Source organism: Paramaledivibacter caminithermalis DSM 15212, from assembly GCF_900142245.1.
Classification (GTDB): domain Bacteria; phylum Bacillota; class Clostridia; order Peptostreptococcales; family Caminicellaceae; genus Paramaledivibacter; species Paramaledivibacter caminithermalis.
On sequence record NZ_FRAG01000019.1, the window covers coordinates 1 to 21315 of the forward strand.

General features: G+C 31.8%; 18 protein-coding genes. 17 read left to right on the plus strand and 1 reads right to left on the minus strand.

Annotated features, from left to right (window positions below):
• Positions 1-227, minus strand: a 227-nt coding sequence (locus BUB36_RS08930; protein ID WP_330390470.1) for an IS1 family transposase, incomplete at its 3' end; no start/stop codon positions are given.
• Between the two features lie 121 nt (positions 228-348).
• On the opposite strand from BUB36_RS08930, the gene uxuA reads away from it, so the two are divergent.
• The 17 genes from uxuA to BUB36_RS09015 all read left to right on the plus strand — a co-directional run bounded on the left by uxuA (position 349) and on the right by BUB36_RS09015 (position 21250).
• The gene (gene uxuA / locus BUB36_RS08935; protein WP_073149159.1) at positions 349-1392 is read left to right on the plus strand and encodes a mannonate dehydratase; all 1044 of its coding nucleotides are present in this window, start codon (positions 349-351) and stop codon (positions 1390-1392) included.
• Between the two features lie 17 nt (positions 1393-1409).
• The gene (locus BUB36_RS08940) at positions 1410-2264 is read left to right on the plus strand and encodes an SDR family oxidoreductase (protein ID WP_073149161.1); all 855 of its coding nucleotides are present in this window, start codon (positions 1410-1412) and stop codon (positions 2262-2264) included.
• A gap of 257 nt (positions 2265-2521) precedes the next feature.
• Positions 2522-3349: a 5-dehydro-4-deoxy-D-glucuronate isomerase gene (gene kduI, locus BUB36_RS08945; protein ID WP_073149163.1), complete on the plus strand. Its 828-nt coding sequence runs from the start codon at positions 2522-2524 to the stop codon at positions 3347-3349.
• A gap of 14 nt (positions 3350-3363) precedes the next feature.
• The gene (kduD, locus tag BUB36_RS08950) at positions 3364-4161 is read left to right on the plus strand and encodes a 2-dehydro-3-deoxy-D-gluconate 5-dehydrogenase KduD (RefSeq protein ID WP_073149164.1); all 798 of its coding nucleotides are present in this window, start codon (positions 3364-3366) and stop codon (positions 4159-4161) included.
• 528 nt (positions 4162-4689) lie between these two features.
• Positions 4690-5748 carry a LacI family DNA-binding transcriptional regulator gene (locus BUB36_RS08955; RefSeq protein WP_084111895.1) on the plus strand — a complete coding sequence of 353 codons (1059 nt, stop codon included), beginning with the start codon at positions 4690-4692 and terminating at the stop codon, positions 5746-5748.
• On the plus strand, positions 5748-6812 hold the full coding sequence (locus BUB36_RS08960; RefSeq protein ID WP_073149166.1) for a tripartite tricarboxylate transporter substrate binding protein: 1065 nt from the start codon (positions 5748-5750) through the stop codon (positions 6810-6812). The genes BUB36_RS08955 and BUB36_RS08960 overlap by 1 nt, the downstream gene beginning before the upstream one ends.
• Before the next feature lie 149 nt (positions 6813-6961).
• Positions 6962-7450, plus strand: a complete 489-nt coding sequence (locus BUB36_RS08965) for a tripartite tricarboxylate transporter TctB family protein (RefSeq protein ID WP_073149169.1) — start codon at positions 6962-6964, stop codon at positions 7448-7450.
• 19 nt (positions 7451-7469) lie between these two features.
• A complete protein-coding gene (locus BUB36_RS08970; RefSeq protein WP_073149171.1) occupies positions 7470-8969 on the plus strand; it encodes a tripartite tricarboxylate transporter permease in 1500 nt (499 codons plus the stop codon).
• Entirely contained in the window at positions 8970-10118 is a 1149-nt protein-coding gene (locus BUB36_RS08975) for a Gfo/Idh/MocA family protein (protein WP_073149173.1), read from the plus strand.
• A gap of 20 nt (positions 10119-10138) precedes the next feature.
• Positions 10139-11176: a Gfo/Idh/MocA family protein gene (locus tag BUB36_RS08980; RefSeq protein ID WP_073149175.1), complete on the plus strand. Its 1038-nt coding sequence runs from the start codon at positions 10139-10141 to the stop codon at positions 11174-11176.
• Positions 11177-11205: 29 nt separating this feature from the next.
• Positions 11206-12057 carry a sugar phosphate isomerase/epimerase family protein gene (locus BUB36_RS08985; protein ID WP_073149177.1) on the plus strand — a complete coding sequence of 284 codons (852 nt, stop codon included), beginning with the start codon at positions 11206-11208 and terminating at the stop codon, positions 12055-12057.
• Positions 12058-12397: 340 nt separating this feature from the next.
• On the plus strand, positions 12398-13399 hold the full coding sequence (locus BUB36_RS08990; RefSeq protein WP_073149179.1) for a LacI family DNA-binding transcriptional regulator: 1002 nt from the start codon (positions 12398-12400) through the stop codon (positions 13397-13399).
• A 171-nt stretch (positions 13400-13570) separates the two neighbouring features.
• Positions 13571-15016, plus strand: coding sequence for a tagaturonate reductase (locus tag BUB36_RS08995; RefSeq protein ID WP_073149181.1), 1446 nt, complete (start codon positions 13571-13573; stop codon positions 15014-15016).
• Positions 15016-16503, plus strand: a complete 1488-nt coding sequence (locus BUB36_RS09000) for a UxaA family hydrolase (RefSeq protein WP_073149183.1) — start codon at positions 15016-15018, stop codon at positions 16501-16503. The genes BUB36_RS08995 and BUB36_RS09000 overlap by 1 nt, the downstream gene beginning before the upstream one ends.
• A gap of 55 nt (positions 16504-16558) precedes the next feature.
• On the plus strand, positions 16559-17974 hold the full coding sequence (uxaC, locus tag BUB36_RS09005) for a glucuronate isomerase (protein WP_334292999.1): 1416 nt from the start codon (positions 16559-16561) through the stop codon (positions 17972-17974).
• Positions 17975-18234: 260 nt separating this feature from the next.
• Positions 18235-19740: a sensor histidine kinase gene (locus tag BUB36_RS09010; protein ID WP_073149186.1), complete on the plus strand. Its 1506-nt coding sequence runs from the start codon at positions 18235-18237 to the stop codon at positions 19738-19740.
• Positions 19718-21250, plus strand: a complete 1533-nt coding sequence (locus BUB36_RS09015) for a response regulator (RefSeq protein WP_073149188.1) — start codon at positions 19718-19720, stop codon at positions 21248-21250. The genes BUB36_RS09010 and BUB36_RS09015 overlap by 23 nt, the downstream gene beginning before the upstream one ends.
• The last annotated feature ends 65 nt before the right edge of the window (positions 21251-21315 follow it).

Consider the following 21315-nt stretch of genomic DNA (forward strand, 5'->3'; position numbering starts at 1 on the left):
CGATAATTAGAGTAATACTCATAATCGTGGTGAAGAAAAGTTGCCTTTCCACAAAGGGGACAGCGAGGGTATTTAGGTACCTTTTTAGATATTGGTTTATCAGGAGCAAATTGGTGATTACATTTGCGACAAAGGTATTTTTGATAACCATCTTTATCTTTACCATAACGGTAAAAAGAATCTTTATTATTGCATTTTGTACATTTAATTGGTACAATTTTTTGCATGAGGACTTCATCCTTTCTGGGAGGTATAGTTTTTTTAGCAAAAACATTGTACCACAGAGGATTGAAGTCCTCAATTTTCATTTAAGTTTACAGAGCGATTTTATAAGAAAGGATGATAATTATGAAAATGACATTCCGTTGGTATGGTGACAATGATAAGGTTACCTTAGAGCATATAAGGCAAATACCTGGAATGGTGGGAATTGTTTCGGCAATATATGATATTCCAGTAGGAGAAGTATGGCCATTAAGAAAAATAATTCAGCTAAAGGAAAAAATTGAAGCTAAAGGATTAACTTTAGAGGTTATTGAGAGTGTTCCTGTTCACGAAGATATTAAATTAGGACTTCCTACTAGAGATAAGTATATTGATAACTATCAAGAAACAATTAGAAATCTAGGAAAAGCAGGTATACCTGTTGTGTGCTACAATTTTATGCCAGTTTTTGACTGGACAAGATCTGCTTTAGATTATGAATTAAAGGATGGCTCGAATGTTCTTATCTATGATGAACAAACTGTTTTAAAAATGAATCCTTTATCAGGAGATTTAGAATTGCCAGGTTGGGATACAAGCTATAAAAAAGGTGAATTAGAAGAATTACTAAATAAATATCAGAAGATATCAGAAGAGGATTTATGGAACAATCTTGAATATTTTCTGAAAGCTATAATACCTGTGGCGGAAGAAGCAAATGTCAAGATGGCTATTCATCCTGATGACCCACCATGGTCGATTTTTGGATTACCAAGAATAATTACAAGCAAGGAAAATTTAATAAGATTTATTAATTTAGTTGATAGTCCAAACAATGGATTGACCTTATGTAGCGGTTCACTAGGAGTAAATCCACAAAATGACATCCCAGAACTTATACGTTTTTTTGGTAAAAAGAATAAAATTCACTTTGCCCATGTTAGGAACGTAAAAATAACAGGCGAAAAATGCTTTGAGGAGGCGTCCCATAGGTCAGAGGATGGTTCTTTAGACATATATGAAATCATTAAAGCATATCATGAAATAGGCTTTAATGGACCACTTAGACCTGATCACGGAAGAATGATATGGGGAGAAACAGGTAGACCAGGCTATGGTCTTTACGATAGGGCATTAGGTGCTACATATATTAACGGGATATGGGAAGCTGTAGAAAAAAATAAATAAATAAAGGAGAGATAAAAATGAATATTCCATTCCATATAGATTTAGGAAATAAAGTGGCCGTTGTTACAGGCGGTGGTGGTGTTTTATGTGGAATATTTGCGAAGGCATTAGCACAATGTGGTGCAAAGGTTGCAATACTTGATATTAAAAAAGAGAATGCTGATAAAGTAGCCCAAAGAATAAAAGCTTCTGGAGGTAAAGCCATTGGGGTAGAAGCAAATGTTTTGGATACCAATAGCTTAGAAAAAGCAAAAAGTATAGTAGATGAAGAGCTTGGAACATGTGACATTCTTATTAATGGCGCAGGGGGAAATCATCCAAAGGGAACTACTACAAAAGAATTCCTCGAAAAGGATGATTTGATAAAAAAAGAAGGTTTAACTACCTTTTTTGATCTTGATTCAAGGGGAATTGAGTTTGTATTCAATTTAAATTTTTTAGGCACATTGCTTCCAACACAAATTTTTGCAAAGGATATGATAGATAAAAGTGGAGCAGTAATTATTAATATATCGTCCATGAATGCCTATACTCCTTTAACTAAGATACCTGCCTATAGCGCTGCTAAGGCTGCTGTGAGTAATTTTACGCAGTGGCTAGCAGTACATATGGCAAAGGTAGGAATACGTGTAAATGCCATTGCACCAGGCTTTTTTTTAACTAAGCAAAATGAGGCTCTGCTTATAAATGAAGATGGAAGCTATACCCTTAGAGCAGAAAAGATCATTAGGCAAACTCCAATGAATAGATTCGGAAAGCCAGAAGAACTAGTGGGTACATTATTATGGTTAGTAGATGAAAATGCTTCTGGATTTGTAAATGGGACTGTAATTCCTGTAGATGGAGGATTTTCGGCTTATTCTGGAGTATAAATCCTAAAGACTATTTTAACTTAACTTGTTATGCTAGTTCCCTATCACAAGAGGTTTAATATTTCTTTTTCGCTCATGTAATAAAAATAAACCTGTTTTTTCATATTATTTTAGATGTGAAAACAGGTTTATTAAAATCACTCAAATGAATATTAATCTCTGAGACATTTTAAAATAGAAAGTTAAATTAACTAACACAAGGAGTTAACTTATTGCGTTATTATGAAAATATATATCAGTTGGAGGTGTAATATATTATGGATATTAGATACAGCGTTAGTCCTTTTGAAGGAAAAAATCTTGATACTGAAGGTTTAAGACGAAACTTCTTAATAGAAGATATATTTCAGCTGGATTTTATAAAGCTTGTTTACAGCCATGTAGACAGAATAATTGTTGGAGGAGCTTGTCCTGAAAAGCCTCTTAAACTAGAAGCTGGTAAGGAGCTTGGTGCTGATTATTTTCTTGAAAGAAGAGAGATGGGAATAATCAATATTGGGGCAAAGGGATATGTTATAGTAGACGGACAAAGATTTGAGATGGGGAGGGGAGATGGATTATACATAGGTAAAGGTGCAAAGGAAGTAATATTCGAGAGTTATGATACTGAAAATTTAGCAAAATTTTATTTCAATAGTGCTCCTGCTCATATGAAGTATCCTATAAAAAAAATCGATATAAGCAATGCTAAACCACAGCGATTAGGATCTATAGAGAAATCCAATACAAGGACTATTTATAAATATGTTCATCCAGAAGTTTGTCAAAGCTGTCAGCTTTTGATGGGAATGACTATACTGGAGCCTAATAATGTATGGAACACTATGCCTTGTCATACCCATGATAGAAGGATGGAGGTTTATATGTATTTTGATATGCCTCAGGATGGACTAGTTTTTCATTTGATGGGAGAACCACATGAAACTAGACATATAGTGATAAAAAATGAGCAAGCAGTTATTTCTCCAAGTTGGTCAATACATTCTGGGGTGGGTACTTCAAACTACACATTCATATGGGGTATGGTAGGAGAAAATCAAGTGTTTAGTGATATGGATTATATAAAAAATTGTGATTTGAAATAAAGAGGAGTGGAGATATGGATTGGAATATAAACCAGCTGTGTGATAAGTTTTCTATGGATTTCTTTTCTTTACATGGGAAGGTTGCCATAGTAACTGGAGCAAACAAAGGTTTAGGACTTGCATATGCAATAGCTTTGGCTAAAGCAGGAGCAGATATATTTATAATTAGCCATAATAATAATAATTGGCAAGAAATAAAAAAGACTGTTGAAGGGCTAGGTAGAAGGATAGAATTTACGGAGGCTGAGTTATCAATAAAGGAAAATGCTAAGAAAGTGATAGATCAATGCGTTGAAAAATTTGGAAAGATAGATATATTAGTTAATAACGCAGGAACAATAAGAAGATCACCTATACTTGAATATAAGGATGAGGACTGGGAAGATGTAATTAAAATCAATTTAAGTTCAGTATATTATTTGAGCCAAGCCGCAGTTAGGTATATGGTTAAGCAGGGTTCAGGAAAGATAATTAATATAGCTTCGATGCTATCCTTTCAAGGAGGAAAATTTGTACCGCCCTATACTGCAAGTAAGCATGGTGTTGCAGGAATTACAAAGGCTTTTGCCAATGAGTTAGCTGAGAAAAATATACAAGTAAATGCTATAGCACCTGGATATATAAAAACTGCAAATACTAAAGCTATTAGAGAAGATAAAGAAAGAAATGCAGAGATTTTAGCTAGGATACCTGCTGGAAGATGGGGAGAAACCTCTGATTTAATGGGTACTGTAGTGTTTTTAGCTAGTCATGCCTCCGATTATATAAATGGTCATATATTAGCTGTAGATGGAGGCTGGCTTGTAAGATAAATATTTTTTAAGAAAATAAAATGTTAATAGAGTTTAGATGTTTGAAAAATCTAGTAGTATAGCCTATTTCCTTATTTTTAGTTATCTTGACATCTTAAATATCATTACACTTGGATTTCCCAAGTGAGAATTATACAATTTGCTCATGTACTCATGTATGAATAGAGTTCTACCATGGGCAATCTATATTGATAAATTATTATGATATTGAATTATAAAATAAATTCATTGAGAAAATTGCATAATATATTAAAAAATTTTAGAATACAAAATACAGTAGAGATAGTCTAGAAAGCTATCTACATATTGTATTGTCAAATTATTAATGTTAATTATGCAAATTTTCTCTATTGTAAAAAAATGTTATTTACAAAGAGAAAATATGATGATATAATAATTTTAAATAAATAAGTAAACGTTTACATAAAGAAATTTATTTTTGTTTTATATGTAAACGTTTACATATAATATTATTTTTTTAGAATTAATAAGTAAACGTTTACATAAGAGGAAGGCAGTGATTTTAAATTGAAATCAAAAAAAATTAGGGGCTATACAACATTAAAGGATGTAGCTAAAAAAGCTAATACTTCTGTAGCGACAGTATCATATATATTAAATGGTTCAAAGGATAGGTATGTTAGTGATGAATTAAGAGAAAGAGTACTTAAAGCAGCTAAAGAACTTAACTATATGAAAAGTAGCATGGCAAGCAGTTTAAAAGGCAAAAAAAGAGGTGTTATAGGTGTTATAATTCCTCAATTTGAGAATGTTTTTTTCATTAGGATTGTACAGGCAATAGAAGAAGTAGCTCAAGATTTAAATTATATAATTGCAACTTGTAGCTCTGGTGACAATCCTGAAAAAGAAAAACAAATTATAGAAAGATTGATTCAGCAGAGAGTTGATGGTTTTATTATAAGTCCAACCATAAAGGGAAAGGAAAATATTGAAATTATTAGAGAAATAGGCATTCCATATGTAATAATCGATAGATCTATAGATAATAAAAAGGATCATGATTTTATAGAGTCGGATAATAAAGGCGGGGGGTTTATTGCAACTGAGCATCTACTTGATTATGGACATAGGAATATTGGTTTTATAGGTTGGGATGTAGAAATAGAGAATTTGAAGGAGAGACTTGAAGGATACATGGAAGCTATGAAAAAAAGAAATTTAAAAGTAAAGGATAACTGGATTGAAGTAGGGGATTTAAGCAGAAATGAAGGTTATAGAATGACGGAAAAACTCCTACAAGATCAGTCTATATCTGCCATCTTATTTGGCAATCATGTTTTAGCGGAAGGGGGGATAATGGCTCTAAGAGATAAAGGAAAGAAAATACCCCAGGATATATCTGTAGTATTGATTGGTTCTCCCAAATGGACACAAATAGGTGTGATTAAATTCACATGTGTTAAGCAGTCAGAAGCAGAAATGGGGAAAATGGCTGCCGATAGACTATTTAGTATTATAAATAGTACTACCAATGAGCTGAAACATATTCAGAAAAAGGTAAAAAACAAGATACTTATTGGTGAGTCAGTCAAGAAAATTGAAAAAAAAATTAAGGAGGAGTTTTAATGAAAAGAGTTATTATTTTAGGGTTATGCTTAATTTTAGTTTTAGGATTAGCTGTGGGATGTTCACAAAAGCCTACTGCTTCAGTGGAACCTGAGAAGAAGTCTGATAAAGAAGAAGCTAAGGCTGAAGTCGATTGGCCAACAAAGGATATAAAGATTATAGTTCCTTGGAATCCTGGTGGAGGTACAGATTTAACGACTAGAACAATTGCGGATGAAATGAGCAAGGCTTTAGATGCAACAATAATGGTTGTAAATACTCCAGGTGCAAGTGGTTCCATTGGAACACAAGAAGTATTAAATTCTCCACACGACGGATATACCATTGCTGCAAATGGAATGATGCCCTTTGTAAGTTATTCTGTAATGGGATATTTAAAAAATACATATAGAGATTGGCATGTGTGGCTAGCTACTTTTTCACCTAATGTTATAGCAGTAAATAAAGATTCTCAATACAAAGACATGAAAACATTAGTAGATGCATTTAAGAATGGTGAGGTTAGTGTTGGAACAGCTGGACCAGGAACTGGTGGGCATATTGGTATTGAGGTTGTAAGGTCTAGTTTGGATTTTGATTATAACCATGTTCCGTATGGAGGTGGAAACCCTGCTATAGTTGCAGCGCTTTCAGGAGAAGTAGATGTTACTCCGCAGCTTTCTATGGAGATGATAGATATGCTAAGATCAGGGGATTTAAAGGGTCTAGCTGCATTAACTGAAGGACCATTACAAATTAGTGAAGAAATTGCGATTCCATCATTGGCAGATGTTATACCAGAAGCAGCTAAGGCTGTTCCAATGGGAGAGTCTTTTGGTATTGCTGTACCTAAGGATACCCCAAAAGAAGTTGTAGATAAAATTGACGAAGCCTTTAAAAAAGCTATTGAAAGTGAAGCAGTTAAGAAGTTTGCAGAAGAAAAGGGAGTAGTTGTTTTAGGCTATAGCGGTGATAAAGCTCAGAAATTTTTAGATAAACTTGCATCCGTTGTTTGTTGGACACTATATGATGCGGGAAATGCTAAAATATCGCCAGAAAAATTCGACATCCCTAGAGCAGAATAGTGATATTAAATTTTCTATTAGAGGATAGAGAAACATAAAAAGAATTCGCTTTCCAAGTGTTTAAAACTAGGCATGTAAAAAATACTTGGAAGCGAATTACCCCAATTATATTTATTATACTATATTTTTTTCAAAGGGAAGGGTAGAAAATGAAATTAAAACAAAAACATCAGTATTTAGATATTGTAACTGCTGTAGTGCTTTCAGCAATATCAATATATATAATTACTGAAAGCTGTTGGATTATAAAGGATTCCAAGGTTAAACTATATACTTCGCCTGGACTTATGCCATTGATTCTAGGGATTTTTCTTTTGCTGTGTTCACTTATTCTTCTTAAGAGAAACATAGAAAAATTGGTTCTTAAAAAGATATTGTCGAACTTTAAATTGTTGTTTGAAAGCTTTATAAGGGATAGTAATACAATAAATATTCTAAAGGGAATAATTTTTTTGGCTATTTATGTATTTTTATTAGTGCCAAATTTTAGGTTTTGGTTAGCATCGTTAATATTTTTGATTAGTATTATGTCAATTTTTAGAGCTACATCACTAGTCAGGATATGTATAATTTCTATACTAAGTGTAGTTTCTATTAACGTGCTATTTCAAGTAATTTTTCACGTTCCATTACCGTAACGAAAGAGGTGTTATTACAATGATTTCTCAATATATAATTGATGCTTTACAGCAATTGCTAATACCCATAAATTTTATTACGCTCTTGATATCTGTTTTTTTCGGATTGTTAGTTGGAATGCTTCCAGGCTTAACAGCAACAATGGCAATAGCTCTTCTAACTGGATTGACTTATAGAATTGCTCCAGATACAGCTATTCTTTCCCTTGTTGGAGTTTACGTAGGCTCCATATCTGGTGGGTGTCAATCAGCTATTTTATTGAATATACCTGGAACACCTGCTTCTGCTGCTACCGCTACAGATGGCTTTAAAATTGCCAAGAGGGGTGAAGGGGGATTAGGTATTTTTTTAGCAACGACATCTTCATTTTTAGGTACAGTGATAAGTATATTTTGTATTATTTTGCTAACACCACTATTAACCAAATTTGCATTGAAATTTGGCTCTTATGAATTTTTTCTTTTGGCTTTATTTGGAGTAGTAATATGTGGGAATCTAACCTCGGGTGATGATTCGTTAAAGGGATGGATTTCAGGTATATTAGGTTTGTTTATAGCCCAAATAGGTTTAGATGGGCTTAATTCATATCCAAGATTTTCTTTTAATAATATTGAACTAATGGGAGGAATAACTTTAATACCTGTTATGATTGGTTTATTTGGTTTTCCAGAAGTTATAAATGCTTTCATGAAGGAAGAAAAGCAAATCTTAAATATTACAAAATTCAAGATGACGGAAGGATTTAAAATAATTAAGAAAAACATAGTGACTGTGATAAGATCTGGATTAATAGGAGTTATGGTTGGAATAATACCAGGAGTAGGGGAGGATATTGGTGGATGGCTCTCCTATTGGGCGGCAAAAACCAATAGCAAAGCAAAAGAAACATTTGGGCAAGGAAACTATGAAGGTGTGATAGCTGCCGAAGCAGGAAATAATGCTTGTGTTGGTGGAGCTATTATTCCAATATTATCCCTTGCAGTACCAGGTAGCGCACCAGCAGCAGTGCTGTTAGCAGCTTTTTGGTTGCACGGACTCAGACCTGGTCCTTTGATGATGAAGGAAACACCTTACTTTTTATATCAGCTATGTATATTCTTAACGGCTGGAGCATTTATGATGTGGATTCTATCACAAATAATATCAAAATTTACAGTTAGAGTATTACAGATAAATAAACAGATACTAATGCCTGTTATTTTTGTTTTATGTACTGTTGGAGCTTTTGTAATCAATAATAGAATATTTGATGTATACTTGATGTTTATTTTTGGAATTGTTGGATTGTTTTTAGCCAAGCTTAATTATCCAGCTGCTCCATTCTTACTAGGGGTAATACTTGGACCTATGGCAGATACTAATCTGAGAAGAGCTTTAGTATTATCAAAGGGAAGTCTCAAACCGTTCTTTACTAGACCCATTAGTATATTTTTTATAGTATTAATAATGGTTTTGATATTATCACAATTAAATTTTGTTAAAGGGTTAAAAAAAGAACTAGTAAAGGGAGCGAAGTAAATGAAATATATAAATGTTGGTTTAATTGGAAGTGGGTTCTCAGCGGCTCTTCATTGTGAAGCTTATAAGAGAGTATATGGTGTAGATGTTCGATTAAAGAGTATAGCATCTACAAGTAATGGGGTTGATGAGTTTGCCCAGAAATATGGAATAAAGACGATCTATAAGGATCATGTAGATCTACTGAATGATGAGGATATAGATGTTGTAGATATATGCACTCCAACTTATTTACACCATGATATGGTAATAGATGCATTGCTTCATGATAAGCATGTTATATGTGAAAAGCCATTTATCGGCTATTTTGACAAAATGAAAATTGGTGATAGAAAAACTCTAAATCATATACTAGAAAGAATGAATAAAGTAAGGGATATATTAACTAAGACTAATAGAAAATTTATGTATGCAGAAAACTGGGTTTATGCACCTGATATCAGCAAAATAGCTGAGGTTATTAGAAAAAGGAAAGACAAAATACTTTATATGAAGGGTGAGGAGTCCCATAGTGGGTCCCATGCTTCACATGCTACAAGCTGGAGTAAAACTGGGGGGGGAGCCCTTATAAGGATGGGATGTCATCCCTTAACAGCTATATTGTATTTAAAAAGAATTGAGGCAGAGACTAGGAATGAAAAAATCGTTGTCAAGAGTGTACTAGGAGATACGGGAGTTTTAACAAAGGCTTTATGTGAAGATGAGCTTTCATATATAAAGGCAAGACCAATAGATGTAGAGGATTGGGGTAGTGCTTTAATAACTTTTTCGGATGGGACTAAAGCCAGTATTATAGCGGGCGATATGATATTGGGCGGAGTTAGGAACAATATGGAAATATATTGTAATGACGGGATTATGATGTGTTCTATAACTCCTAATAATAAACTATTAGGTTACTTTCCTGATGAAAAAAATCTAGATGATTTGTATATAACTGAAAAAATTGAAACAAAAAAGGGATGGCAGTTCTTTTGTACTGATGAGGAATATGTCAGAGGTTATATTAATGAACTTCAAGATTTCATGGAGTGTGTTTTATACAATAGAGAGCCGATTAGTGATTTTGAATTGGCTTATGAAACTATTAAAGTAATATATGGGGCATATAATTCAGCCCATGAAGGTAGAAAATTTGAATTTATATAGGAAATGATTTGGAGGTTAAAATGGATAGAAAAGTAAATTTTGCTATTATCGGATTAGGGAATATTTCTAACATTCATGCTTTGGCAATAAATAATATTGAGAATGCTTGTTTAAAGGCAGTATATGGTAGGAATATAGAAAAAGCTAAAAACTTTGCACAAAAATATAATGTTGAAAAGGTTTATACTGACCTTCCTAAGATGTTGACTGATAGAGAGATAGAAGCTGTTTGTATTCTCACTCCTAGTGGGCTTCATGGCGAGTTAGGAAAACAGGTGGCTAAGGCTAAAAAACATGTTATAGTAGAAAAGCCAATAGATATAACCTTGGATAAGGCAGATGAATTGATTAAAACGTGCGAAGAAGAAGGTGTAAAGCTTGCTGTAATTTCACAGCATAGAATGGATCAATCAATAATCAAGGTAAAGGAAGCTGTAGATAATGGTGATTTTGGAAGACTAGTACTGGGAGATGCTCATATAAAATGGTTTAGATCCCAAGAATATTATGATTCAGATTCATGGAGAGGAACATGGGAATTAGACGGAGGAGGAGCTTTAATAAATCAAAGCATCCATACTATCGATCTTTTACTGTATATCATGGGAGATGTTGATAGTTTATACGCATATTGCAACACTTTAGGGCATGAGAGGATTGAAGTAGAGGATGTTGCTACTGCGACACTGAGATTCAAGAATGGTGCATTAGGGACTATTATTGGATCTACAGCAGTCTATCCAGGTTTGCCAGCAAGGTTAGAAATTAATGGAACAAAGGGAAGTGCAACAATAGAAGGAGATGAAATCGTTTATTGGAATTGTTTAGATCCTCAAAAAAGCATAAATATTGTTGACAATACTCATAAAACAGGTGCTTCAAATCCAATGGATATTGATTATATTCCTCATAAGCTTCAGCTTGAAGGAATTGTTGATGCAATAATAAATGATAAAAAAATAAAATGTGATGGCTATGAAGGTCGTAGAGCATTAGAGGTAATACTAGCTATTTATGATTCTGCGAAAACAGGAAAACCAGTAGTTTTAAAGAATTAGGTTATTGACTTTAGTAAAGAGGTGTAAATATGGGAGGATTTCTTTTAAGTGCTTTTTCAGATGAAGTTAGTAGTAATCTATATGCTCAGATTGATGCTCTTATCGAACATGATATTAAGTATATGGAGATTAGAGGAATAGAAGGAATAAATATTATTAAACATCCATTAGAAAAGATAAGAAATATAAAAAGGATACTCATGGAAAAATCTGTAGGTATTTCTGCAGTTGGGTCACCAATTGGAAAAATCAATATTAAAGATGATTTCAATAAACATCTTGAACTTTTCAAGTATTCACTAGAGGTAGCCAGCATACTTGAAGCACCTTTTATTAGAATTTTCAGCTTTTATATTTCTGAGGATAAGAGATTTGAAGATTGCAGAAATGAAGTTGTTGATAGGTTGGGAGCGATAGTGGATATGGCAAAAAGCTATAATATAACCCTATTGCATGAAAATGAGAAGGGGATTTATGGAGATACGCCACAAAGATGTTTAGATATTTTTAAGACTTTAAATAATCCAAACTTTAGGGCAGTTTTTGACCCTGCTAACTTTATACAATGCAATATAGAGCCCTACCCCTATGCTTTTAATATTCTTAAAGATTATATTGAATATATACACGTAAAAGATGCTAGGATGTCAGATAAAATCAATGTTCCAGCAGGGCAGGGAGATAGCAATATAAAGGAGCTTTTAGCAGAGTTAAAAGTAGACGGATTTACTGGATATCTTTCTCTTGAACCACATTTAGGATATTTTGAAGGTTTTTTAGAACTAGAGCCACACAGTGATATAAGGCATATGAAAAAAAGCAATGTAGAAAAATTTAGTATTGCAGTTGAAGCCTTAAGAAGTATAATTAAAGAAATATGATGTAGACATAAATGTCTATGATTATTTTAAATTTACATAGATAATTGAGAAAGCAATGTAAATATTTTCTAGAATAAGTCAACAAATAAGAATTATTAATATTTTCCATATATTAAATATAATTACTTGAGGAAATTGCATAATATATATGGTATGATTTTGGAAATTTTAAAACTATATATAGTAATTGATTTTTTAGAACGGTAATTATGCAATTTGCCTACTTAAAATAACATATAAGTTACAATTTCTTATATGTTATTTTTATATTTGTACGATTAATTTTCAAAAATATTGTTAACGTGTGCAAGTTGTGTTATTATAAATTTGAGGTGATTGAATGAGTGTCACGATAAAGGATATTGCCAAAATTGCTAATGTTTCTCATACAACAGTATCTAGAGCTTTAAATGATAGTCCCCTTATTAGTGAAGCAACAAAAAACAAAATAAAAAAAATTGCAAGAGAATTAAGTTATACTCCTAACTATAATGCAAAAAGTCTTGTATTGGACAGGTCATATAACATAGGAGTGTTTTTTTCTACAATGGGAGAAGGTACATCACCAGATTTTTTCTATGAAGTTATAAGCGGAGTAAGTCATGTTATAAAAAACACCTATAACTTAGTTGTTGCAGGAATAGATGACTATGATGATTATACTTTAATAAATAAAAAAAGATATGATGGAATTATTGTAATGAGTCAAAGTAACAAGGACAATGGATTTATTTATAATATCATAGAAAAGAAAATTCCTATAGTTGTATTAAATAGAAAAATGGAGGAGCAAGGGATTATCAATATACTTTCCAATGATCGAAAGGGTGCCTATAATGCAGTAGAATTCCTTATTAATCAAGGACATAAAAGAATTGCTATTATAGAAGGTAAAAAAGGTTTCGAATCTACTAGGGAGAGAAAAGAGGGCTACATAGAAGCCTTGATAGGTAACGGAATTGATGTAAAAAAGAAATACATGGTTCAAGGAAAATATGATTTAGGAAGTGGATATCAGGCTATGCTAAACTTGCTTGATATCAGTGAAAGACCTACGGCGGTTTTTTGTTCCAATGATGATATGGCAATAGGTGCTATGAAGGCCATTACTGAAAAGGGGCTAAGAGTTAAAGATGATATATCAGTTGTAGGTTTTGATGGCAGCAAATTTTCAGCCTATTGTTTACCAGCACTTACAACAGTAAAAAGACCCATACAAAAGATTAGCTCTGATGGCGTAAGGAAGTTACTTGCATTGATTGATAATAAAGAAGTATCAGAAGGGGTTTATTATATGAATACAGAATTAATCATTAGAGACTCTGTTGGAAAAATAGAATAAATATGTATATACTGAATTCACCCGTTGTGCTTAAAAATAAAAATTTCTATTTCTTAAGTGCAAAGGAAATATTAAAATTCCTGTGATAGGAATTAGCACAGTGAGTTAAGTTCTGTATTCATATTTTTTTGCTGTCTTATGCACACGTTAACAAAACAAGGAGGTATGATAATGAAAAAAATTCAAGAAACCTATCATAAACCAAAGCATACTGAGAAAATATTACAGTTTGGAGAAGGAAATTTTTTAAGGGCATTTACTGATTGGATGATAGACAAAATGAATAAAGAAGCTGATTTTGATGGTGGGATAATTGTTATTCAGCCTTTGAAAGATGGACTAATTGATGTACTGAATGAACAAAATGGTCTTTACACCCTTTATCTAAATGGAATCAAAGATAATGAGGTAAAAAGAGAAAATACAGTGATTGAAGCCATAAGCAGAGGAATAGACCCCTATAGTGATTATGACAAATATTTAGAAGTTGCAAAAAATCCAGATTTAAGGTTTATTTTATCAAATACCACAGAGGCTGGAATAGACTTTGATGAAAACGATAGATTGGAAGATAGACCGCAAAAGAGTTTTCCAGGGAAATTAACTGCATTATTATTCGAAAGATTTAAGATTTTTAACGGTGATTCAGGAAAAGGTTTTATTTTTATACCATGTGAGCTTATAGATAAGAATGGAGAAAAACTAAAGGAGATAATCTTAAAGTATGCAGATTTATGGAATTTAGGAGAGGCTTTCATAAATTGGATAGATAGTTCAAATATATTTTGCAATAGCTTAGTAGATAGAATAGTACCAGGATATCCAAGGGATAGAATCAATGAAATCACTAAAGAATTGGGCTATGAGGATAAATTAGTAGTGGAGGGAGAACAATTTCATCTTTGGGTAATAGAAGCTCCAGACTTTGTAAAACGTGAATTTCCAGTTAATAAGGCTGGTTTAAATGTGGTGTTTACTGATGATTTGACTCCCTATAGAACGAGAAAGGTAAGGATTTTAAATGGAGCACATACAAGCATGGTTCCTGTCGCATTATTATATGGATTGGAAACTGTCAGAGAGACAGTAGAGGATGAGGTTATGGGTAGGTTTGTTAAGGAAGCTATATTCGAAGAAATAGTTCCTACCCTTGATTTACCAAAGGAAGAATTAGACTATTTTGCAGGTGCTGTATTGGATAGGTTTAAAAATCCATTTATTAAGCATCTTTTAATGAGTATTTCCCTTAATTCAAACTCAAAATATGAAACTAGAGTTTTACCATCGGTTTTAGAATATAAAGCAAGAAAGGGGAAGCTTCCTAAAAAATTAGTATTCTCATTGGCTGCTTTAATAAGATTTTTTAAAGGAGATATAGATGGAAAAACCATTGAATTAAAGGAAACTGTCGAAATTATTGATATGTATAAAAAGCTATGGAAAAGCTATGATGGTACAAACAACGGACTAAGGAAGATTGTAGAACATGTTTTATCACAGGAAAAGATTTGGAAAATGGACTTAAATACTATTGAAGGTTTAACAGATGAAGTAATACGTTATTTGATTCAAATAGAAGAATATGGAATAAAAGAGGCTATAAGTGAGGTGCTGTAATGAAGCGATTTATTAAGATTAACAGCAAGGATAATGTAATAGTTGCTTTAACGAATTTAAAGAAAACTGACATTTTAGAGTTAGAAGGAAAAAAAATAAATTTAAAGGCAGATATAAAAAGAGGTCATAAGGTAGCTATTGAGAAAATAAAATCTGGAGAAAGAATTATCAAATACGGATATCCTATTGGATGTGCGACAAAGAATATTGACGTAGGTGAATGGGTGCATACTCAAAATGTTGAAACGAATTTAGAGGGAATTTTAGAATACAACTATAATCCTAATATAAAATCAATAGATATAGAGAATAGAAAATTAAGCTTTAGGGGGTACAAAAGGGAAAATGGTAAAGTTGGAATAAGGAATGAGCTTTGGATTATACCAACTGTTGGTTGTGTAAATGGCATAGGGGAAATGATAATAAGAAAATTTAAAGAAGAAGTAAACCCAAAGAAAATAGATGAAGTAAAAATATTTAAACATAATTATGGTTGTTCTCAATTAGGAGAGGATCATGAAAACACTAAAGCTATTCTCAGAGATATTGTAAAGCATCCTAATGCAGGAGGGGTATTAGTACTAGGACTCGGTTGCGAGAATAATCATATGGAAGGCTTTATAGATTCCTTGGGAGAGTATAATAAAGAAAGAACAAAATTTTTAGTTGCTCAAGAGGTTGATGATGAAATACTAGAAGGGGTTAAATTATTAAAGCAGTTATATAAGAATATGAAAAAAGATATAAGACAAGAAATACCAATAAGTGAATTGGTTATAGGACTAAAGTGTGGAGGCTCCGATGGATTATCGGGAATAACAGCCAATCCTCTTTTGGGAGAGTTTTCCGACTTTCTTATATCACAAGGGGGTAGTTCGATATTGACTGAGGTTCCAGAGATGTTTGGAGCAGAGACTATACTTATGGATAGATGTGTAAGTAAAGGAATATTTGATAAGACAGTCAAGTTAATCAATGATTTTAAAGAATATTTTATTGGTCATAATCAGGTTGTATATGAAAATCCTTCACCAGGAAATAAGGCTGGAGGCATAACTACCCTAGAAGAAAAATCCTTAGGTTGTATTCAAAAATCAGGTTCTAGTGGTGTTGTTGATGTATTAAAATATGGTGATGTAATAAAGAAAAAGGGTTTAAATCTACTTAGTGCTCCTGGAAACGATTTGGTAGCAGCAACAGCCCTAGGAGCATCGGGTTGCCATATGGTATTGTTTACAACTGGAAGGGGAACTCCCTTTGGAAGCTTTGTTCCAACCATGAAAATTTCAACAAACAGCAATTTATATAAGCAAAAAACAAATTGGATAGATTTTAATGCAGGGGTATTAGCGGAAGATGTATCTATGAAGGAGCTTTTACAAGAATTTATTGATTATATAATAAGGGTTGCCAGCGGAGAATATGTAAATAATGAAAAAAATAAATTTAGCGAAATAGCGATTTTTAAGACAGGGGTAACCCTGTAAAAGGGTTTAATATATCATTTATGGTATAAAGAGTGAACTTAATAAAAAAGAAGGGATGATTTGTTTGAAAAAGTTTATGGATGAAAATTTTTTACTAATTAATGATGCTGCTGTTAAATTATATCATGATTATGCAAAAAATATGCCTATTTATGATTATCATTGCCATTTAAAGCCTGAAGAAATATGGGAGGATAAAGTATATAAAAACATTACTGAAGTTTGGTTATATGGAGATCATTATAAATGGAGAGCTATGAGAAGTAATGGAATAGATGAAAAATACATTACTGGAGATGCAAGTGATTATGATAAGTTTATGGCATGGGCAAAAACTATCCCCTACTGCATAGGAAATCCACTATATCATTGGACGCACCTTGAGCTTCAGAGATACTTTGGTATATATGAAATATTAAATGAAGATACTGCAAAGTCTATATGGAATAGATGTAATGAGATGTTAAATAGTAAAGACTTTACTGCAAGGGCACTCATGAAAAAATTCAATGTTAAGCTTGTTGGAACAACCGACGACCCAACGGAGTCATTGGAATATCATAAAAAGATTAGAGAAGAAGGTAAACTAGATGCTAAGGTGGTTCCTTCATTTAGACCTGATAAGGGCATTGATATAAATAAAGAAGGCTTTGTAGATTGGATAAATAAGTTATCTGAAGTCACTAATAGGTCAATCGAAGACTATGAAGATCTTCTAGAGGCTTTAAAGGAAAGAATAGAGTTTTTCCATGAGCAAGGATGTCGTATATCTGATCATGCCTTGGATTATGTTCCATATAAAGAGGCTGAAATAGAAGAAGTAAGGAAGATATTTGAAAAAGCAATGAATATGGAAGATATAAGCTTAGAAGAAGAGGAAAAATATAAAACATTTACATTAGCATATATGGCAAGAATATATAGCCAAAAAAATTGGACTATGCAACTTCATATTGGTGCTATGAGAAATAATAATACAACTATGTATAAACTACTAGGAGCAGATACAGGTTTTGATTCTATAAACGATTATGAAATAGCTGTGTCATTATCTAGGTTTTTAGATTTATTAGATAAAGAAAAAAAGCTTCCCAAGACGATTCTTTACACATTAAATCCTAAGGACAACTATGTATTAGGTACAATGTTAGGAAATTTCCAAGGTGATGGAATTCCAGGGAAAATACAGTTTGGGTCTGGTTGGTGGTTCAATGATCAAAAGGATGGTATGATTAAACAAATGACTGACCTAGCTAATCTAGGACTTTTAAGTAGATTTGTAGGAATGCTTACGGATTCTAGAAGTTTCCTATCCTATACTAGACATGAGTATTTTAGAAGGATATTATGTAATCTTATAGGTGAGTGGGTAGAAAATGGTGAAGCTCCTAATGATATGAAGCTTTTGGGATCGATGGTACAAAATATATGCTATAATAATGCTAAAGATTATTTTGGAATAGATATATAGATTTTTATAAACCTGTTTTTTTCTTCAAAAATATATAAAAAACAGATTTATTACTTAGGAGAAGAGGAGACATCAAAACCTCTGCCATAGAAATTAGCTTGGAAGCTTAAATTAATAATAAATGTAGGGTTTAGCTAGATGTAAAGGGAAAGAATATCTCAAATTCTTTCTCTTTTATAAAGTCTTTACTTAAATTTCTATATCAATTTATTGAGTGATAATCTTATCTTAAAGGCAAATAGCATCTGTGAGGGGATATAATGAAAATAATTCAAAGAAAAAAGCAAAAATCCATAAAGATACGGGTAATAAATATATTTATTTGGATTCTTATTGTCATGATTATAGTTTTCTATATTTCTTTTTCATTGAAAAAAAATATAATAAAAGAGTATAACAAATCTATGAATACAAGTATAATGCTTAGTAATCTATCTATAGAGATTAATAAATGTATAGGCGAGTTTGATAAGTACATGAAGAATAGAGAAAAAGAGAACTTTGAAAGATATACTAAATCCAAGGATGAAATCAATAGAATATTAATACAAATAGATAAGGATATTGAAGATAAATACAGCGCCATATTCCTTAGAAATCTTAAGAACATGTTTGATTACCATATTGCACTGACAAATGAAATTTTATTTCAGGAGCAGTTAAATATTGATACCTATGTAAAATTGATGGAGCTCAAAACACTATTTTCATATATGAACAAACATTCGCAGATGCTGTCTACTGCATATTTAGATTACAGCAGCCAGCAGTATTCAAAACTACTTAAAAAATATAAAACTGCCGATGAGAATATTTACACTGTTTTTATCCTTTTTGCTTTAATAATCTCTACTTTTGCTGTAAAGATGCTAAAGGATATTTTAACTACAATAGATAATCTTTCTAAATCTGCCCAATTATTGTCAAATGCAAATTGGGAAGTGCCTGATATTAGGAAAAGCTCCTATAAAGAGCTAGATGCATTGGCTAATGCATTTAACCATATGAAAAAAAGTATAAAGTCCTTTATTGAGGAATTAAATAAAAAAGCAGAACTAGAAAATAATCTTAATAAAGAAAGATTGAAAAACGTTGAAAAGGATAAACTGCTTAAAGAATCACAGCTTAAGGCTTTACAGGTACAGATGGATCCTCACTTTTTATTCAATACTTTAAACACAGTTAGTAGGATGGCAATGTTCGAAGGAGCAGACAGGACTGTAAAGCTTACCCAGTCAGTTTCAAAAATTTTAAGATATAATTTAACTCATATGGGGAAAATGGTTAAACTTCAGGAAGAACTTACTGTCTTAAAGGCATATGCAATTATTCAAGAAACTAGATTTCAGGATCAAATGACCTTCAAGTTTAACATAGATAAAGATATAGGTCATATTCTTATTCCACCTATGATAATACAGCCAGTTGTGGAAAACGCTATTATACATGGACTTCAAAATACGGTAAGTGAAGGACGAATAATAATAAGTATAATGAAAAAGAAGGATTATATTGAAATTAAGGTTAGTGATAATGGTATAGGAATGAAGGAGGATATAAGTAAATATTCTGTTGAATACAATAACAGCATAAATAAAGGAAATACCACAAGGATAGGGCTATCAAATATTAGAAAAAGACTAAAATTACACTTTGATAGAGATGATTTGATTAAGATTGATAGCAAGCAAAATATAGGAACAACAGTTTCTGTACTAATTCCATTAAAGGTAGGTGAAGAAAATGCTAAGGCTTATGATTGCTGAAGATGAAGCCCTAGAAAGAAAAGCCCTAAAATTTCTTGTGGAAAAATTCTACAAGGATGAAATTAATATTATAAGTGAAGCATTTAATGGAATAGATGCAGTTGAAAAAGCCATAAAGCATAAACCAGATATTATTCTTATGGATATTAGTATGCCGATTATGGATGGACTAAAGGCAGCTAGCCTTATAAGGAAACAGTTAGTTAATACAGAATTTATAATTTTGACTGCCTATAGTTATTTTGAATATGCTAAAGAAGCAATAAAGCTTGGAATGAATGACTATTTATTAAAACCAGTTTCTGATGAAGAATTTTGTAATTCTATAAATAAATTGTTGAAAAAAATCTATAAAAGAAGAGAAGAAGTCAATAGATTTTTAGAATTAAAAAAGCAGCAATTAGAACTAGTGCCACTTTTAGAAAAGGAGATAATAATTAAAACTATTTATGGTGTAGAGCTGCCCTATAAGGAATATCTCGACTATTTAAAAATGTTAAAAATAAATAGTAAATATTTTACGTGCTTAATATTTAAAGGAAATAAAACAAAGGATTTTAATGGCAAAATAGAAGCTACAATAAAGAATAAGTTAAAATTTAAAATTTCTCATGTTATAAGCTATATATACCTTAATGAAATAGTATTTATTTTATTTGACGATAAACTTATGACAAAGACCAATGATGATGAATTGAGTAGTCTTTTAGTGGAAATAGAAAATTCTATTAGGGATGCCTTTAATATAGATGTTTGTGTTGGAGTAAGCAGAGTTTTTGATAGCACTTCAAAGCTGCATTTAGCCTATAATGAGGCTAAACAGTCAAGTTCAAGGAATGGTGACAGAAATGAAGAGATACATTTATATTCATATGAAAAAGAACAAATTATTTTTAAAAAAATTGCAAATGAAGACTTAGATGGAGCATTAAATGTTTTTGAAGAAATTTTTAATAGTATTATCAATAATAGTGAGTCATTTGACGTAGGAGTGATAAAGAAAAAGCTAAAGGAGTTTCTGCTAGTACTTAATAGAAACATTGTTTGTTTTTGGGGAGATGACTTTAGAATCTTTAAGATGAGTGAAGTAGAAGAATATATAGGTAGCACTAACAATCTAATGGAGATTAGTAGCTATATAAAAGATTTAATCAAAGAAATCATTACTAATATTTCGGAGAATAAAAAGGATAGAGGGGTAATAATTGCTGAAGAGGTAAAGGCATATATTAATGATAATTATATGAGAAATATTTCCTTAGATGAAGTAGCTGATCATATAAAGCTTAGCTCTTATTATTTATGTAAGATATTTAAAAAAGTAGAAAAGATTAATTTTAAAGATTATTTAATTAAGATAAGAATGGAAGAGGCAAAAAAAATGCTTAGACAAGGGGATAAATCAATAAAGGAGATTGCCTTTGAGGTAGGATATACAGATCCTAATTATTTCAGTAGGGCATTTAAAAAATATGTTGGTAAATCAGCAACTGAATATTCAAAATTATAGATTTTTTAAACATGACAAAAAATTAAAGAAGATAACAAGTAAGTCCATGGAAAACTTTTTTTATC

What these genes read in the sequence shown, in the direction of transcription:
- BUB36_RS09015 (WP_073149188.1), top strand. Translation starts at nt 19,718, where the DNA reads ATGCTAAGGCTTATGATTGCTGAAGATGAAGCCCTAGAAAGAAAAGCC.
- BUB36_RS08965 (WP_073149169.1), top strand. Translation starts at nt 6,962, where the DNA reads ATGAAATTAAAACAAAAACATCAGTATTTAGATATTGTAACTGCTGTA.
- kduD (WP_073149164.1), top strand. Translation starts at nt 3,364, where the DNA reads ATGGATTGGAATATAAACCAGCTGTGTGATAAGTTTTCTATGGATTTC.
- BUB36_RS08985 (WP_073149177.1), top strand. Translation starts at nt 11,206, where the DNA reads ATGGGAGGATTTCTTTTAAGTGCTTTTTCAGATGAAGTTAGTAGTAAT.
- uxaC (WP_334292999.1), top strand. Translation starts at nt 16,559, where the DNA reads ATGATTTGTTTGAAAAAGTTTATGGATGAAAATTTTTTACTAATTAAT.
- BUB36_RS08990 (WP_073149179.1), top strand. Translation starts at nt 12,398, where the DNA reads ATGAGTGTCACGATAAAGGATATTGCCAAAATTGCTAATGTTTCTCAT.
- BUB36_RS09010 (WP_073149186.1), top strand. Translation starts at nt 18,235, where the DNA reads ATGAAAATAATTCAAAGAAAAAAGCAAAAATCCATAAAGATACGGGTA.
- BUB36_RS09000 (WP_073149183.1), top strand. Translation starts at nt 15,016, where the DNA reads ATGAAGCGATTTATTAAGATTAACAGCAAGGATAATGTAATAGTTGCT.
- BUB36_RS08980 (WP_073149175.1), top strand. Translation starts at nt 10,139, where the DNA reads ATGGATAGAAAAGTAAATTTTGCTATTATCGGATTAGGGAATATTTCT.
- BUB36_RS08995 (WP_073149181.1), top strand. Translation starts at nt 13,571, where the DNA reads ATGAAAAAAATTCAAGAAACCTATCATAAACCAAAGCATACTGAGAAA.
- uxuA (WP_073149159.1), top strand. Translation starts at nt 349, where the DNA reads ATGAAAATGACATTCCGTTGGTATGGTGACAATGATAAGGTTACCTTA.
- kduI (WP_073149163.1), top strand. Translation starts at nt 2,522, where the DNA reads ATGGATATTAGATACAGCGTTAGTCCTTTTGAAGGAAAAAATCTTGAT.
- BUB36_RS08975 (WP_073149173.1), top strand. Translation starts at nt 8,970, where the DNA reads ATGAAATATATAAATGTTGGTTTAATTGGAAGTGGGTTCTCAGCGGCT.
- BUB36_RS08940 (WP_073149161.1), top strand. Translation starts at nt 1,410, where the DNA reads ATGAATATTCCATTCCATATAGATTTAGGAAATAAAGTGGCCGTTGTT.
- BUB36_RS08970 (WP_073149171.1), top strand. Translation starts at nt 7,470, where the DNA reads ATGATTTCTCAATATATAATTGATGCTTTACAGCAATTGCTAATACCC.
- BUB36_RS08960 (WP_073149166.1), top strand. Translation starts at nt 5,748, where the DNA reads ATGAAAAGAGTTATTATTTTAGGGTTATGCTTAATTTTAGTTTTAGGA.